Source organism: Thalassospira sp. ABD4_177 (assembly GCF_056160125.1).
In genome coordinates, this window is sequence record NZ_JBSWWO010000001.1 from 2,379,256 (window position 1) to 2,394,648 (window position 15,393).

Genomic DNA, 15,393 nt, shown 5'->3' on the forward strand with positions numbered 1-15,393 from the left:
AACCGACGACATGAGGCGGCAAACTTGCCGCCTCAATTTTTGATTGTTGTATTCCACGGTTCGTGATGCACTGAACCGAGGCTTTGTGCTTTGAGATGAGGCCAAGATAATGACTCGTTATATCTTTATTACCGGTGGCGTTGTTTCTTCGCTGGGCAAAGGTCTGGCTTCCGCTGCTTTGGGTGCGTCCCTGCAGGCACGCGGCTTTACAGTTCGTCTGCGTAAACTTGATCCGTATATTAACGTCGATCCGGGCACCATGAGCCCGTACCAGCATGGCGAATGCTATGTGACCGAAGACGGGGCGGAGACCGACCTTGATCTTGGTCACTATGAACGTTTCACCGGCGTTTCTTCGCGCCGTTCTGATAACGTCACCACGGGTCGTATCTATTCCAATGTGATCGCGCGCGAACGTCGCGGTGATTACCTTGGCGGGACGGTGCAGGTCATTCCGCATATCACCGATGCGATCAAGGAATTCGTAATGTCGGACGCGACCGAGGACTTTGTCCTGGTTGAGATCGGCGGTACGGTTGGTGACATCGAAAGCCTGCCGTTCCTTGAAGCCATCCGTCAGATGGGTAACGACCTTGGCGATGGCCGGGCGTTGTTCATGCACCTGACTCTTGTGCCGTATATTTCTTCGGCCGGTGAACTTAAGACCAAGCCGACCCAGCATTCCGTCAAGGAACTGCAGAGTGTTGGTATTCAGCCTGATATTCTTCTCTGCCGTTGTGATCGTGAAATTCCGATCAATGAACGCCGCAAGATTGCGCGTTTCTGTAACGTCCGTGAAGCGGCTGTTATTCCGGCTTATGACGTTGACAACATCTATCAGGTGCCGATCAGCTATCACCAGTATGGCTTGGATAACGAAGTGCTTCATCACTTCGGCCTGCAGGCGCAGGAACCCGACCTTCAGCCGTGGGAAGACATTTGCAGCACCATCCGCAATCCGGAAGGTGAGGTCACCATCGGCATCGTTGGTAAATACATCCAGCTTCCCGATGCCTATAAGTCGCTTACCGAAGCACTGACCCATGGCGGGATCGCCAACAAGGTGCGTGTGAAGCTTGAATGGATTGCGTCTGACGCGCTTGAAAAAGACGGCAACGTCAACGAAATCCTGTCCAAGCTTGATGCGATCATGGTGCCGGGCGGCTTTGGTGAACGTGGCGCGGAAGGCAAGATTGCCGCCGCCCGTTATGCCCGCGAAAACAAGGTTCCTTATTTCGGGATTTGCTTTGGCATGCAGATGGCGGTTCTTGAAGCCGCGCGTAACCTTGCCGGGATCAAGGATGCGTCCTCGTCCGAATTTGGTCCGACCAAGACACCGCTTGTCGGTCTTATGACCGAATGGGCCAAGGATGGTGGTGCGGTTGAACGTCGTACCGATGATGATGACCTTGGCGGGACCATGCGTTTGGGCAACTATGAGTGCAAACTTGTTGATGGCACCCATGCGCGTGACATTTATGGCAACGAAACCGTTTTGGAACGTCACCGCCATCGTTATGAAGTGAATGTCAATTTCATGGCACAGCTTGAGGAAAAAGGTCTTAAATTCTCAGGGCTGTCGCCGGATGGCCGTTTGCCGGAAATCGTCGAATATCCGGATCATCCGTGGTTTATCGGCGTTCAGTTCCACCCGGAACTGCGTTCGCGTCCGCTTGATCCGCATCCGTTGTTTGTTTCCTATATCAAGGCTGCCAAAGAACGCAGCCGTCTGGTGTAATCGCGACTGTCGGACTATTTGATAGCAACAGATACGTGATCGACTGAAAGCCCAAGTGATGACCGAAATTAAAACCGTCAAAGTCGGCAATATCGAAATCGCCAATGACAAGCCGTTCGCCGTTCTGGCGGGGCCGTGCGCGATTGAAAGCCGTCAGCACGCGCTCGAAATGTCCTCAGCGCTCAAGGAACTGTCCGAAGGGCTTGGCATCGGGCTTGTCTATAAAAGCTCATTTGACAAGGCCAACCGGACCAGTGCGACGTCCAAGCGCGGTGTCGGCCTTAAGGAAGGGCTTGATATCCTGGCCGACGTCAAGGAAACCACTGGTCTTCCCATCGTGACCGATGTGCATCTGCCCGATCAGTGTGCGGCGGTTGGCGAAGTTGCCGATATCTTGCAGATCCCGGCGTTTTTGTGCCGTCAGGCCGATCTGCTCGAAGCCGCCGGCAAGACCGGGCGTGTGGTCAATGTCAAAAAGGGCCAGTTCCTGGCCCCTTGGGACATGGCCAATGTTGCCAACAATCTGGCTGCGACCGGCAATGACAATATTATGCTCTGTGACCGTGGGACCAGCTTTGGCTATAACACGCTTGTCACAGACTTCCGCGGACTTCCCACCATGGCCCAGCAGGGCTATCCGGTTGTCTTCGATGCCACCCATTCGGTTCAGCAGCCGGGCGGACAGGGCACCTCGTCAGGTGGCCAGCGCGAATTCGCGCCTGTTCTGGCCCGTGCGGCCGTATCGGTTGGTATCGCAGCACTGTTTATCGAAACCCACGATAACCCGGCGACGGCCATTTCCGATGGCCCGAACCAAATCCCGTTAAACAAGCTTCCCGAAGTTCTTTCGGTTCTGATGGAACTGGACAAAGTGGCAAAAGCCAATCCGGTTCGTCTGGATATGTTTGACGCGTAAATATCAGATGCCGCCAGTCAGGGATTGGCGGCATTCTTTTTTGCTGTAACCTGCATGCCTGCTAAATATTTACAGGTATGGTTCCTACCAGTGAGGAGAACGTTTCTGTCATGACCGCTATTATTGATGTTCGCGGCCGCGAAATTCTCGACAGCCGTGGTAACCCGACGGTCGAGGTTGATGTCACCCTGGAAAATGGCGCCTTTGGTCGTGCTGCCGTTCCGTCGGGCGCATCGACCGGTGCACACGAAGCCGTCGAACTGCGTGACAAGGAAGACCGCTATCTTGGCAAGGGTGTCACCAAGGCGGTTGCATCCGTGAATGGTGAAATCTTTGAAGCACTGGCCGGCATGGATGCCGAAGATCAGCTTGCAATCGACAGTGCCATGATCGAGCTTGATGGCACCGAAAACAAAGGCCGCCTCGGCGCAAACGCCATTCTCGGCGTATCGCTGGCAACGGCCAAGGCTGCGGCCGAAGATGCGGGCCTGCCACTTTATCGTTATGTTGGTGGTTCGTTTGCCCGGTCGCTTCCGGTGCCGATGATGAACATCATCAATGGCGGCGAGCATGCCGACAATCCGATCGACGTTCAGGAATTCATGATCATGCCGGTATCGGCCGAGACTTGCTCGGACGCGATCCGCATGGGTGCCGAGATCTTCCACAACCTGAAAAAGGCCCTGTCGGCAGATGGCCTCAACACCAACGTTGGTGACGAGGGCGGATTCGCGCCGAACATCGCATCGACCGAAGCTGCCATCAGCTATGTCATGAAATCGATTGAAGCGGCGGGCTATCGCCCGGAAGAAGACGTTGTGCTGGCCCTTGACGCGGCATCGACCGAGTTCTTCAAAGGCGGCAAATATGTGCTGTCTGGTGAAGGCAAGTCGCTTGATCCGAGCGAGATGGTCAAATACTGGGCCGATCTTGTTGGCAAATATCCGATCTTCTCGATCGAAGACGGCATGGCCGAAGACGATTGGGATGGCTGGGCAGAGCTGACCTCTGCTATTGGTGCCAAAACCCAGCTGGTCGGTGATGACCTGTTTGTCACCAACCCGAAACGCCTGTCTGACGGTATCGAGAAGGGCGTTGCCAACTCGATCCTGGTCAAGGTCAACCAGATCGGGACGCTGTCTGAAACCCTTGAAGCGGTCGAGATGGCACACCGTGCCGGTTACACCGCGGTGATGTCGCACCGTTCGGGCGAGACCGAAGATTCGACCATTGCCGACCTGGCAGTTGCCACCAATTGCGGCCAGATCAAAACCGGTTCGCTGTCGCGTTCGGACCGTATGGCAAAATACAACCAGCTGATCCGCATCGAGGAACTTCTCGATGCCGGTGCGCACTTCCCGGGTCGTTCGATCCTGAAGTAACGCCACGCTGCACTACATTGCAGATATGCAAACAGGCCGCTTTCCGATGGGAAGGCGGCCTGTTTTGCTTCCGGAACAGGGCGTTAAATTCGAATATCAGGATTAGTGGATTGAGCGTAATCGCATTGGTTTGCGCTGGTCGCTTAACTCTATTTTTACCCGCTTATGCGCAAGTTTAAGAGTAATGTTATCGGGTTTGTCGCCTTGTTTGATAGTAAGTTGCTGTCAGGCAACGGAAATAACGCACGCAGTTTTTACGTTGTGGACCCGGAATGGTTTGTTTCGTCGCCAAAACGCACAAATGTGCAAGGGGCATAGGGTAAATGGCGTCCAACTCGCCGGTCTTTCGTCGCCTGAAACAGGCTGTCGCGCCGGTCATCGCATTTACAGTGATGGCATATTTCATCTTCCACAGCGTGGAAGGGGAACGCGGCCTGCTGACCTATTGGTCGATGCAGGACCGGGTGAGCGAGATTGCCCGTGTGCTCGAAGAAACCACCGAGGAGCGCAAGTCGCTTGAGCAGCATGTGATTTCGCTGCGTGCAAAACACCTTGATCCCGATCTGCTTGATGAGCGCGCGCGGGCAATGCTCAATGCCGCCCATCCCGATGATGTGATCATTTTCCATCACGATGGATATAGCGACGTCGCAGATATTACGACGGTTGCCGCCGGGGCAAACTGAGCATCGGGCAGGGTGCAGTCCTGTCTGACCTCCGCTGATCCCCGCTGATCCCCGCTGATCCCTGTTGAATTCTGCTGATCTTGTTCCGCGCGCCGTCCGGAAAGAATCCATTTTTGACCAAGTGTGGCTTTTGGCACGAAAAATCACATTTGATGCGCCGATATCGCGCCGTGAAACAGAAATTCACGGTTGTGAAATGCGTTCAGGAATGCTCGCAAACGGGTAAGTGGTTGTTTAAACTGAGTTATGGTTTAGACGCCATTTTGATCTGATCTGGTAGAGGTCTTTGATATTCAATGCATTCTTGCGGTTGTTTTCCGTTGTGCGCTGCTATGCGAAATTATCCTCGAGAAAGCATAGCATTTGTGACACAGGGGAATGAACGAGTTTTAAGGCAGTGCCTCAAGTTGCTGAAAAACCAGCATCTCTGCAAAAACACGTAAACTCAATGATTAACCAAATTACAGTTTATTTGTGATTGTGCGTTGCAAAACAACGGTTTAAACGCGGTGAGATTGCTTGCCCTTGAGGTCTGTTTTCGGTAGTCATTTCGGTGGTCCAGTACCGAATTAAGCGCCCATACATGATGCTTAAGCGATAGCCATCCACCGGGAGGAAACATGGCGACCACAAAACGCAAACGCGCCACGACGCGCGCCGACAACCAGGCGAGCAGTGACGATCTCCTCAAATATTACCGTGAAATGCTGCTGATCCGCCGCTTTGAAGAAAAAGCCGGTCAGCTGTATGGCATGGGTCTCATCGGTGGTTTCTGCCACCTTTATATCGGGCAGGAAGCCGTTGTTGTCGGCATGCAGGCCGCCGCATCGGACGAAGACGGTGTTATCACCAGCTATCGTGATCACGGCCACATGCTTGCAACGGGTATGGATTCAGCCGGCGTCATGGCCGAACTGACGGGCCGCGAAGGCGGGTATTCCCGCGGTAAAGGCGGCTCGATGCACATGTTCTCCAAGGAAAAGAACTTCTATGGTGGACACGGCATCGTGGGCGCACAGGTTCCGCTCGGAACCGGTATTGCCTTCAATTACAAATATCGCGGTGAGAACAAGGTCTGCATGACCTACCTTGGTGACGGTGCCGTCAACCAGGGTCAGGTATATGAGTCCTTCAACATGGCAGCCCTTTGGGAACTGCCGGTAATTTACTGCATCGAGAACAACCAGTATGCGATGGGCACCTCGACCCAGCGTCACTCGTCCAGCCCGGACCTGTATGAACGCGGCAAGGCCTATGGCATCCCGGGTGAGCAGGTTGACGGCATGGATGTTCTGGCGGTGAAGGCTGCTGGTGAACGTGCCGTGGAACATTGCCGTTCGGGCAAGGGTCCTTACATCCTGGAACTCAAAACCTATCGTTATCGCGGGCATTCCATGTCCGACCCGGCGAAATACCGGACCAAGGACGAGCTCGACAAAATGCGTAAAGAGCACGATCCGATCGATATGGTCAAAAAGCTCCTGATCGATGGCAACATCCTTGATGAAGCAGGTCTGAAAGACATCGACAAGGAAGTTAAGGCCGAAGTCGCAAAAGCGGCCGAGTTCGCGCAAAACAGCCCGGAGCCGGATGTTTCCGAACTGTTTACCGACATTCTGATCGACGCGTGATCGCAAAGACTGCGAACCGCTTTTGAACGATATTTCCCGGGAGAGAGGGAACAATGCCGATTGAAGTTTTGATGCCGGCCCTGTCGCCGACCATGACCGAAGGCACACTTGCCAAATGGAACGTCAAGGAAGGCGACACTGTCGCATCCGGTGACGTGATCGCAGAAATCGAAACCGACAAAGCCACGATGGAAGTCGAGGCCGTTGACGAGGGTACCATTGGTAAACTTGTCATTGATGCCGGTACCGAGAATGTCGCGGTCAACCAAGTGATTGCCTATATCCTCGAAGAAGACGAAGACGCGTCTGCACTTGATAACGTGTCTGCATCGTCTGCACCCAAAGCAGATGCCGCACCGGCCAAAGAAGAAGAATCTTCTTCCGAAGAAGCTCCGGCTGCTGCATCGTTGGGTGCAGCACCGGTTTCGGTCAGTGGTGCGATTGAGCGTTCCGAAGCTGAGCCACGCGCAATGAGCGTGATGAACAGCACCCAGGACGAAAAGACCTATACCAGCTTTAAAACCCAGACCGTGCGTGAAGCCCTGCGTGATGCAATGGCCGAAGAAATGCGCACCGACGAGAACGTTTTCGTCATGGGTGAAGAAGTTGCGCAGTATGAGGGTGCCTACAAGGTTACCCAGGGTCTGCTTGATGAATTCGGTGACAAGCGCGTGATCGACACTCCGATCACCGAGCATGGCTTCACCGGCCTTGCAACCGGTTCTGCCTTTATGGGCCTGAAGCCGGTTCTGGAATTCATGACCTTTAACTTCGCAATGCAGGCGATCGACCAGATCATCAACTCTGCTGCGAAGACGCTTTACATGTCCGGTGGCCAGCTTGGTTGCCCGATCGTGTTCCGTGGCCCGAACGGTGCCGCGTCGCGCGTTGGTGCCCAGCACTCGCAGTGCTATGCATCCTGGTATGCACATTGCCCGGGTCTGAAGGTGGTTGCACCGTGGTCGGCAGCAGATGCGAAAGGCCTGCTTAAGGCTGCGATCCGCGATCCGAACCCGATTGTCTTCCTTGAAAACGAAATCATGTACGGTCAGAGCTTCGAAGTGCCTGATGATGATGATTTCGTCCTGCCGATTGGCCAGGCCAAGATCGAACGCGAAGGGACCGATGTTACCATCGTTGCTTTCTCGATCATGGTGGGCAAGGCGCTGAAAGCGGCTGAACAGCTGGCAGAGCAGGGCATTTCGGCCGAGGTCATCAACCTGCGCACCATCCGTCCGCTGGATGTGAACACCATCGTGCGTTCGGTCATGAAGACCAACCGTCTGGTGACCGTCGAGGAAGGCTGGCACTTCTCGGGTATTGGTGCGGAAATCGCGTCTGTTGCGATGGAACATGCATTTGATTACCTCGATGCACCGGTTGCCCGTGTGACCGGCGAAGACGTTCCGATGCCGTATGCTGCCAACCTGGAAAAGCTTGCGCTTGCTCAGGACAGCCACATCGTCGCCGCGGCCAAGGCCGTTTGCTATCGCTAAGTAAGACGGACAGGGGCAGGTCGCGGGTCAAGCCGCGCCGCCCCGTTACCGGGAGATTGCGTTCATGCCTGTAAAAGTATTGATGCCGGCCCTGTCGCCGACCATGACCGAAGGCACCTTGGCGAAATGGCACGTCAAGGAAGGCGACACCGTTGAATCGGGTGACGTCATCGCCGAAATCGAAACCGACAAAGCCACGATGGAAGTTGAAGCCGTCGACGAAGGCAAAATCGGTAAAATCCTTATTTCCGAAGGCAGCGAAAATGTTGCGGTGAACGAAGTCATCGCACTGCTTTTGGAGGAAGATGAAGACGAAAGCGCCCTTGAGGGGGCGGATACCTCGGCAGCAAGCACGGGTGGCGGCGAAAGCGCACCGGCCGAAAGCGATGCCGAAGAGGAAAAAGCACCGGCAGCTGATAAGCCAGCCGCATCGGGTGGTGACAAACCGGCCCCGGCCGCACCGGTTTCCGGTGGCGAACGGATCAAGGCAAGCCCGCTTGCACGTCGTATTGCGGCGAACGAAGGTGTCGAGCTTTCCGGGGTTTCCGGTTCGGGCCCGCGCGGCCGTATCGTCAAGCGTGACGTTGAAGCAGCGCTTTCGTCCAAACCGGCCGAAAAAGCAGCCGCGTCCGAAGACAAGAAATCGGATGCCGCACCAGCCGCTGCCGCACCGGCGGCATCTGGCTGGAACCCGGATCTTACCGGTCTTCCGGAATACGAAGAAATTCCAAACAGCGGCATGCGCAAAACCATTGCGCGTCGCCTGACCGAGTCCAAACAGCAGGTTCCGCATTTCTATCTGACAGTGGATTGCGAGCTTGATAATCTTTTGGCAACCCGCAAGCAGCTGAATGAGAAGGCGGGCGAGGGTGTCAAGATTTCGGTCAACGATTTCATCATCCGTGCGGTTTCGCTGGCGCTCAAAAAGGTTCCGGCGGCGAACTCCATCTGGACTGACAAAGCCACCCTGCAGTGCAAGCAGCAGGACATTTCGGTGGCGGTTGCCATCGAAGGTGGCCTGATCACACCAGTGGTCCGCGATGCCGGTTCGAAAGGCCTTGCTGAAATCTCTGCCGAGATGAAAGCACTGGCTGGCAAGGCACGTGATGGCAAACTGATGCCGGAAGATTATCAGGGTGGCACGTTCTCTGTGTCGAACCTTGGCATGTTTGGCATCAAGGACTTCTCCGCGATTATCAATCCGCCGCAGGGCTGTATCCTGGCCGTTGGTGCGGGTGAACAGCGCCCGGTCGTCAAGGATGGCGCGCTGGCAATCGCAACGGTTATGACCTGTACCCTTTCTGTTGACCACCGTGCGGTCGATGGCGCAGTCGGTGCAGAGTTCATGGCCGAATTCAAAAAGCTTATTGAAGATCCGCTGAGCATGCTGCTCTGAGGGGTCCAAAGTTGCGCGGGGGCTTTAATAAGTCCCCGCAAGCATTTGAATTTAAAGACCTGTAACCGTTAAAGGGCAGGCGAAGGAGATCCTACGATGGCGGATAGCAATTTCGACGTAATCGTGATTGGTGCTGGCCCGGGTGGTTATGTAACCGCAATCCGTGCGGCCCAGCTTGGCCTGAAAACGGCTGTTGTTGAACGTGAACATGTTGGCGGTATTTGCCTGAACTGGGGTTGTATCCCGACCAAGGCGCTGCTGCGTTCGGCAGAAGTTTATCGCAACATGCACCACGCAAAGGAATATGGCCTTTCATGTGAAAAGCCGGCCTTTGATCTTGATGCCGTGATCCAGCGTTCACGCGGCGTGTCCAAGCAGCTTGCCGGTGGTGTTGGCCATTTGCTGAAAAAGAACAAGGTCACCGTGATCAATGGTGAAGCCAAGTTCGACGGCCCGAAAAAGATCGTGGTCGAAGGCAAGGACAAGGGCACCTATACCGCCAAGAATTACATCATCGCGACCGGTGCCCGTGCGCGTGCGCTGCCGGGGCTTGAGGCCGATGGCAAGGTTGTCTGGGATTACAAGAAGGCGATGACGCCTGACAAGATGCCCAAAAGCCTTGTTGTGGTCGGTTCTGGCGCGATCGGGATCGAATTTGCCAGCTTCTATCACACCATGGGTGCTGATGTGACTGTGGTTGAGATCATGCCGCAGATCATGCCGGTCGAGGATAAGGAAGTTGCCGGTCTTGCACAGAAGATGATGACCAAGGACGGGATGAATATCCTGACCGAAGCCAAGGTCGCGAACCTTAAGCGCAACGCCGATAACGTCGTTGTCACGGTTGAAACCAAGGACGGCAAGAAACAGGAACTCACCGTTGATCGCGTGATTTCCGCAGTTGGCGTGATTGGCAATACCGAGGGGCTTGGTCTTGAAACCACTAAGGTCAAGGTTGATCGCAATGTGATCGGCACGGACGAGTATTCCGCAACCGCAGAACCGGGCATCTATGCCATTGGTGACGTTGCAGGCCCGCCGATGCTGGCCCACAAGGCAGAACATGAAGGCGTGATCTGCATTGAAAAGATTGCCGGTGTCAAAGGCGTGCATCCGATTGATCCGCGCAAGATCCCGGGATGCACCTACTGCCATCCGCAGGTCGCAAGTGTTGGCCTGACCGAAGCCAAGGCCAAAGAGGCCGGTTACGAGGTCAAGGTCGGCAAGTTCCCGTTCATCGGCAATGGCAAGGCGGTTGCGCTTGGCGAGGCCGAAGGTCTGGTCAAAACCGTGTTTGACGCCAAGACCGGTGAATTGCTTGGCGCACATATGGTCGGCGCCGAAGTGACCGAGCTGATCCAGGGCTTTGTGGTGGCGATGGGTCTGGAAACGACCGAGGAAGATCTGATGCATACGGTCTTCCCGCATCCGACGCTTTCGGAAATGATGCATGAGTCGGTCCTTGACGCCTATGGCCGTGCGATCCACTTCTAAAACATCGGGTTGTACCGGGAACACATGCCCGGTATGACCGTTTAAAACGAATGTCGGTTTGACAAATGCGCGACGTGGCGGCAAATTGCCGCCCGTCCAATCCTTCGGAGGTAACTCTATGTCGACGGCGCCCAGCGAACAGAAACCCGTTCGTCACCCGGAAAAACAGAAACGGCCAGACCGCCCATCGGGGCGCAAACCGTCCTGGATCAGGGTCAAGGCTCCGACCTCCAAGGGTTATCAGGAAACCCGCGAACTTGCGCGTGGCCTGAACCTTCATACCGTGTGTGAAGAAGCCGCATGCCCGAATATCGGCGAATGCTGGCAGAAAAAACACGCATCCTTCATGATCATGGGCGACACCTGCACACGTGCCTGTTCGTTCTGCAACGTCAAAACGGGCATGCCAAACGCGCTGGATCCGTTCGAGCCGGAAAATCTGGCGATGGCGGTTGCCGACATGCAGCTCAAGCATGTTGTGATCACGTCTGTTGACCGTGATGATCTTGCCGATGGCGGGGCAGCCCATTTTGCCCGCGTGATTGAAGCGATCCGTCACAAGTCGCCGGAAACCACGATTGAAATCCTGACCCCGGACTTCCGTGACAAGCCCGGTGCGGTCGAAATCGTTGCCAAGGCCCGCCCGGACGTGTTCAACCACAACCTTGAAACAGTTCCGCGGCTTTACACAAATATCCGTCCGGGCGCGCGCTATTACCAGTCGCTGCGCATTCTGGACCGCGTCAAACAGATCGACCCGACGATCTTTACCAAATCCGGCCTGATGGTTGGTCTGGGTGAAGAGCGCAAGGAACTGGCACAGGTGATGGATGATCTGCGTGTGGCAGATGTCGACTTCCTGACGATTGGCCAGTATCTGCAGCCGACCCTTAAGCACGAACCCGTGCACAAGTTTGTCACGCCGGATGAATTTAACGATTATGCATCGATGGCACGTGGCAAGGGCTTCTTGATGGTATCGGCAACGCCGCTGACCCGTTCGAGCTACCATGCTGACCGTGACTTCGAGCAACTGCGTGAAGCGCGTGAGAAGAAGCTGGCAGCAGCCGAGGCCGCCAAAGCCAAAGCCGAACAGGCCGTGACCGCGGCACAGTAATCCTTTAACCCGTTTTACCGCAGACCACGACGATCAGGGGAGATGTCGAGTGCCGACGCATGCAGAGCGCAGGAAACTGCCCTATACGCCGGAACAGCTCTTTGATCTCGTCGCGGATATCGATTCCTACTCGGAATTTTTGCCGTGGTGTGTGGCATCACGTGTGCGCAAGCGAGATGGCGATGTGCTTAAGGCTGATCTGGTGATCGGCTTTAAGATGTTTCGCGAGAAATACACATCCAAAGTCACCCTGCAGCGCCCGGACCGGGTGGATGTGGAATATCTGCAGGGGCCGTTCAAATACCTGAATAACCATTGGGTGTTTGAAGAGGACGAGGATGGCGGGACCTGGCTTGATTTCTTTGTTGATTTCGAGTTCCGCTCAGCACTTTTGCAGAAAATGATCGGCGTTGTGTTCAACGAAGCCGTCAAGCTGATGGTCGGGGCGTTTGAGACCCGGGCGCGCGAAGTTTACGGCGAGCCGACATTGCCGGATCCGAAAAATCAGGGCTAAGCCAGCCCCGGATTCCCCCAGGTTATCCCAGCATTTCTTCGATCAGGGCAAAGGCCTTGAGCACGGTGGCCTTGCGCACGGCATGGCGATCACCGGGAAAGACGATATGTGTCGTGACGGTGTCGCGTCCTTTGGCTGCACAGCCGAAATGAACCAGTCCGATCGGCTTGGTCGCGGTCCCGCCACCCGGACCGGCAATGCCGGTAACAGAGACGGCAATCGTAGCATTGGGGGCACGGTCCAGCGCCCCTTCGCACATCGCACGCGCAACCGGTTCGGACACGGCGCCAAATTCAGCCAGAAGATCATTGCCAACCCCGATCAGGCTGTGCTTTGCCTCGTTCGAATAGGTGACAAATCCGCAATCGACGACTGAGGAGCTGCCATCAACACCGGTCAGCATGCCGGTGATCAGGCCACCCGTGCAGGATTCCGCAGTGGCGATCATTTCGCCCTTGGCCTTGCAGTGGGTGATCAGGGTGCTTGCAGCGTTAAGAAGATCGGTGTCTGTCATCATCCGGGTCATCCGAGGGTCAGGTGAACAAGGATTGCCAGTGCGATCATGGCAAAGATAGCGGCCAGCACATCATCAAACATGATGCCAAAGCCGCCGCCAACGCGCCGGTCGACCCAGCGAATCGGCCAGGGTTTGAGGACGTCAAATACGCGGAATGCGATGAAGGCGACCAGAAGCCAGACAATATCCATCCAGCCGCCAGCAAGCGGCACGACAAGCAGGCACATCCATTGACCGACCACTTCGTCAATGACGATCTCGCCGGCGTCATGAATGCCGAGCATATGGCTATAAAGATGCGCAACCCAGATCCCGATGGCGAAGATGACGATGCTGCCGACAATAAGCGCCATATCGCCGCCATAGGCCCAGACCAGCCAGCCAAAGGGCACGGCGGCAAATGAGCCTGCCGTGCCAGGCGCCTTTGGGCTTTTGCCGCTGTAAAACCAGGTGGCGGCAAAGGTGATCAGAAATCTGGAAAACGCCATTTGTCGCAAACGCATATGATGTGAAAGATGGTGATAGGTATCACAGCATAAGGGCTTGAGGTGAAAATTTTGCGATTAAGGAGGTGTTAACAGGCTTGCCTGAAGGCCGAGTTACAGGTAGCGTAAAGAAAAGACAAATAGTCTCAGGCGGGGGGCATAGAAACTCTGCATAACCGGACAACCGGGCGTGCATACGAGCAATTAGGGGTTAGACACTGAATATGTCGGCGTTTGAACGCATTCGTCGGTTGGTGGATAAATGGTTTCCGGATCGGCAATTGCTTATCCGGTCAAATGATTCCGTTTACCAGCTTCGGCTAGGAAAATACGCGCAGGTCGCGTTGGCCTCTTTCGGGGCGGCAGCTATCACCTGGACGGTCGGCGTTACAGGTTATAGCTGGTACCTTGACCAGCGCCTTACAATGCGTGAAGAGCAGCTTTTTAGAAGCGAGCTGTCCTATAACCGTCTGATTGCTCGCGTTACCGAAAGCCAACGCCGTTTCGGCGAGATTACCGCCCAAATGGAAGACACCCATCGCAACCTGTTGTCGATGGCTGAAAAGAACCTGCAGCTTCAGGCGCGGGTACAGGAATATAACTCCAAGCTTGCGACCAGCGAGAAGGAAAAAGTCCGGATTTCAGCCCTGCGCACGTCGATGGACAACCAGATGAATGCCCTGCAGGGGCAGATTGACGGGATTACCAACCGCAATCTTGCGCTGCGCGATGAGCTTGAAACCGTTGAAACTGTGATGTCGCGGGTGATGCGCGAACGTGACCAGGCCTTGCAGCGGTCCAAAAAGCTTCAGGGTGAGCTGAGCGACGCCCGCCAACGTATTGCCGATCTGCATTCCGTCCAGCAGCAGGCAATGCAGCGTGTAGCCCAGACGGCGGATACCACCATTCTCGAGCTTGAGAATGTTCTGGAGATGACCGGCCTTCAGCCGGAAACCTTCATCCTGCCGCCGATGAAGCCGCTGCAGCCCGGCGTTGGTGGTCCGTTCGTGGCCTTTGAGCCCGAACACCCGCAGGACGAAGAATTTGTGAATACGGCAGTGGCACTGAATGATCGTATGGATCACCTCGCCAATCTGCATGACAGGATAAAGAAGACGCCAATCGGGGAACCGGCGGCGAAATACTATCTATCGAGCTCGTTCGGTAAACGAAAAGACCCGATCAATGGTCGCTGGGCTTTTCATTCAGGCATTGACCTTGCCGGACCGCTCAAAACACCGATTTTGGCAACCGCACCAGGTAAAGTGGTGCATGCCGGATGGAGTGGCAAGTACGGGAAAATGGTGGAAATCGACCATGGTAATGGTGTCCACACCCGTTACGGCCACTTGCTTAAGGTCCTCGTAAAGAAGGGCGACGAAGTGCAGTATCAGGACAAAGTAGCGTTAATGGGGAGTACCGGTCGTAGTACCGGAAGTCACGTGCACTACGAAGTTCGGGTCAACAATAAGCCAGTCAATCCCATTAAATTTATTGAGGCGGGACGTTATGTTTTCAAAAGCGAGCAAGACGACACAAACGACGAATAAAAGCAGCAATACGACTGCCGAGAAAAAGGGTGGCCTTTCGGTCATCAATGCCGATCTCCGTGTTACCGGTGATCTGATCTCGGAATCCGATGTGCAGGTAGATGGTTCGGTTAACGGCGATATTCGCACCCGGACACTCACCATCGGCCAGAATGGCGAAGTACGCGGCGAAATCGTTGCCGAGAAAATCCGCATCTGCGGCACCGTTGTCGGTCAGGTCCGGGCGAAAGATGTTTCTCTTTCGGAAACGGCGCGCATGATCGGGGATATTCTTCACGAAAGCCTGTCGATCGAACCGGGTGCCCATATCGAAGGACATTGCCGCCGCATCGAAGGTGCGGAAGAAGGCGGTCTGACGGTTATTCAGGCAGGCCAGGTGGTTGCGTCCAACGTGAAGAAAGAAAACAAATAATCGCTTAAGTGATTTCTTCCGGTTTCGGGATGGCGGGTCCGGCCAGCCCTGAAACCACA

Annotated in this window: 14 protein-coding genes; 12 read left to right on the forward strand and 2 right to left on the reverse strand. The window is 55.1% G+C overall.

What is annotated here, in order from left to right; all coding sequences use genetic code 11:
• Nucleotides 1–109 precede the first annotated feature (109 nt).
• The 10 genes from ACXAF0_RS10865 (at nucleotide 110) to ACXAF0_RS10910 (ending at nucleotide 12,370) form a co-directional block, all read left to right on the forward strand.
• Nucleotides 110–1,738, forward strand: a complete 1,629-nt coding sequence (locus tag ACXAF0_RS10865) for a CTP synthase (RefSeq protein WP_475345870.1) — start codon at nucleotides 110–112, stop codon at nucleotides 1,736–1,738.
• 58 nt (nucleotides 1,739–1,796) lie between these two features.
• Nucleotides 1,797–2,654 carry a 3-deoxy-8-phosphooctulonate synthase gene (gene kdsA / locus ACXAF0_RS10870; protein ID WP_475345871.1) on the forward strand — a complete coding sequence of 286 codons (858 nt, stop codon included), beginning with the start codon at nucleotides 1,797–1,799 and terminating at the stop codon, nucleotides 2,652–2,654.
• A 110-nt stretch (nucleotides 2,655–2,764) separates the two neighbouring features.
• Nucleotides 2,765–4,036 carry a phosphopyruvate hydratase gene (eno, locus tag ACXAF0_RS10875; protein WP_475345872.1) on the forward strand — a complete coding sequence of 424 codons (1,272 nt, stop codon included), beginning with the start codon at nucleotides 2,765–2,767 and terminating at the stop codon, nucleotides 4,034–4,036.
• 323 nt (nucleotides 4,037–4,359) lie between these two features.
• Complete coding sequence (locus ACXAF0_RS10880; RefSeq protein ID WP_475345873.1) at nucleotides 4,360–4,722, forward strand: FtsB family cell division protein; 363 nt, start codon at nucleotides 4,360–4,362, stop codon at nucleotides 4,720–4,722.
• Nucleotides 4,723–5,342: 620 nt separating this feature from the next.
• A complete protein-coding gene (gene pdhA / locus ACXAF0_RS10885; RefSeq protein WP_475345874.1) occupies nucleotides 5,343–6,353 on the forward strand; it encodes a pyruvate dehydrogenase (acetyl-transferring) E1 component subunit alpha in 1,011 nt (336 codons plus the stop codon).
• Between the two features lie 53 nt (nucleotides 6,354–6,406).
• The gene (locus ACXAF0_RS10890) at nucleotides 6,407–7,849 is read left to right on the forward strand and encodes a pyruvate dehydrogenase complex E1 component subunit beta (protein WP_475345875.1); all 1,443 of its coding nucleotides are present in this window, start codon (nucleotides 6,407–6,409) and stop codon (nucleotides 7,847–7,849) included.
• 64 nt (nucleotides 7,850–7,913) lie between these two features.
• A complete protein-coding gene (locus ACXAF0_RS10895; RefSeq protein WP_475345876.1) occupies nucleotides 7,914–9,245 on the forward strand; it encodes a pyruvate dehydrogenase complex dihydrolipoamide acetyltransferase in 1,332 nt (443 codons plus the stop codon).
• A 96-nt stretch (nucleotides 9,246–9,341) separates the two neighbouring features.
• Nucleotides 9,342–10,739 (forward strand): dihydrolipoyl dehydrogenase, encoded by a 1,398-nt coding sequence (gene lpdA / locus ACXAF0_RS10900; protein WP_475345877.1) that lies wholly within the window; start codon nucleotides 9,342–9,344, stop codon nucleotides 10,737–10,739.
• 118 nt (nucleotides 10,740–10,857) lie between these two features.
• The gene (gene lipA / locus ACXAF0_RS10905; protein WP_475345878.1) at nucleotides 10,858–11,856 is read left to right on the forward strand and encodes a lipoyl synthase; all 999 of its coding nucleotides are present in this window, start codon (nucleotides 10,858–10,860) and stop codon (nucleotides 11,854–11,856) included.
• 49 nt (nucleotides 11,857–11,905) lie between these two features.
• Nucleotides 11,906–12,370, forward strand: coding sequence for a type II toxin-antitoxin system RatA family toxin (locus tag ACXAF0_RS10910; protein ID WP_475345879.1), 465 nt, complete (start codon nucleotides 11,906–11,908; stop codon nucleotides 12,368–12,370).
• A 22-nt stretch (nucleotides 12,371–12,392) separates the two neighbouring features.
• Here the strand turns inward: ACXAF0_RS10910 and ACXAF0_RS10915 are convergent, their stop codons facing one another.
• Together ACXAF0_RS10915 and ACXAF0_RS10920 are read right to left on the reverse strand one after the other, a co-directional pair.
• Complete coding sequence (locus ACXAF0_RS10915) at nucleotides 12,393–12,887, reverse strand: CinA family protein (protein WP_475345880.1); 495 nt, start codon at nucleotides 12,885–12,887, stop codon at nucleotides 12,393–12,395.
• Between the two features lie 5 nt (nucleotides 12,888–12,892).
• A complete protein-coding gene (locus ACXAF0_RS10920) occupies nucleotides 12,893–13,375 on the reverse strand; it encodes a phosphatidylglycerophosphatase A family protein (protein ID WP_475345881.1) in 483 nt (160 codons plus the stop codon).
• 221 nt (nucleotides 13,376–13,596) lie between these two features.
• On the opposite strand from ACXAF0_RS10920, the gene ACXAF0_RS10925 reads away from it, so the two are divergent.
• Both ACXAF0_RS10925 and ACXAF0_RS10930 read left to right on the forward strand, forming a co-directional pair.
• A complete protein-coding gene (locus ACXAF0_RS10925) occupies nucleotides 13,597–14,922 on the forward strand; it encodes a peptidoglycan DD-metalloendopeptidase family protein (protein WP_475345882.1) in 1,326 nt (441 codons plus the stop codon).
• On the forward strand, nucleotides 14,882–15,334 hold the full coding sequence (locus tag ACXAF0_RS10930) for a bactofilin family protein (protein WP_475345883.1): 453 nt from the start codon (nucleotides 14,882–14,884) through the stop codon (nucleotides 15,332–15,334). The genes ACXAF0_RS10925 and ACXAF0_RS10930 overlap by 41 nt, the downstream gene beginning before the upstream one ends.
• Nucleotides 15,335–15,393: the final 59 nt, after the last annotated feature.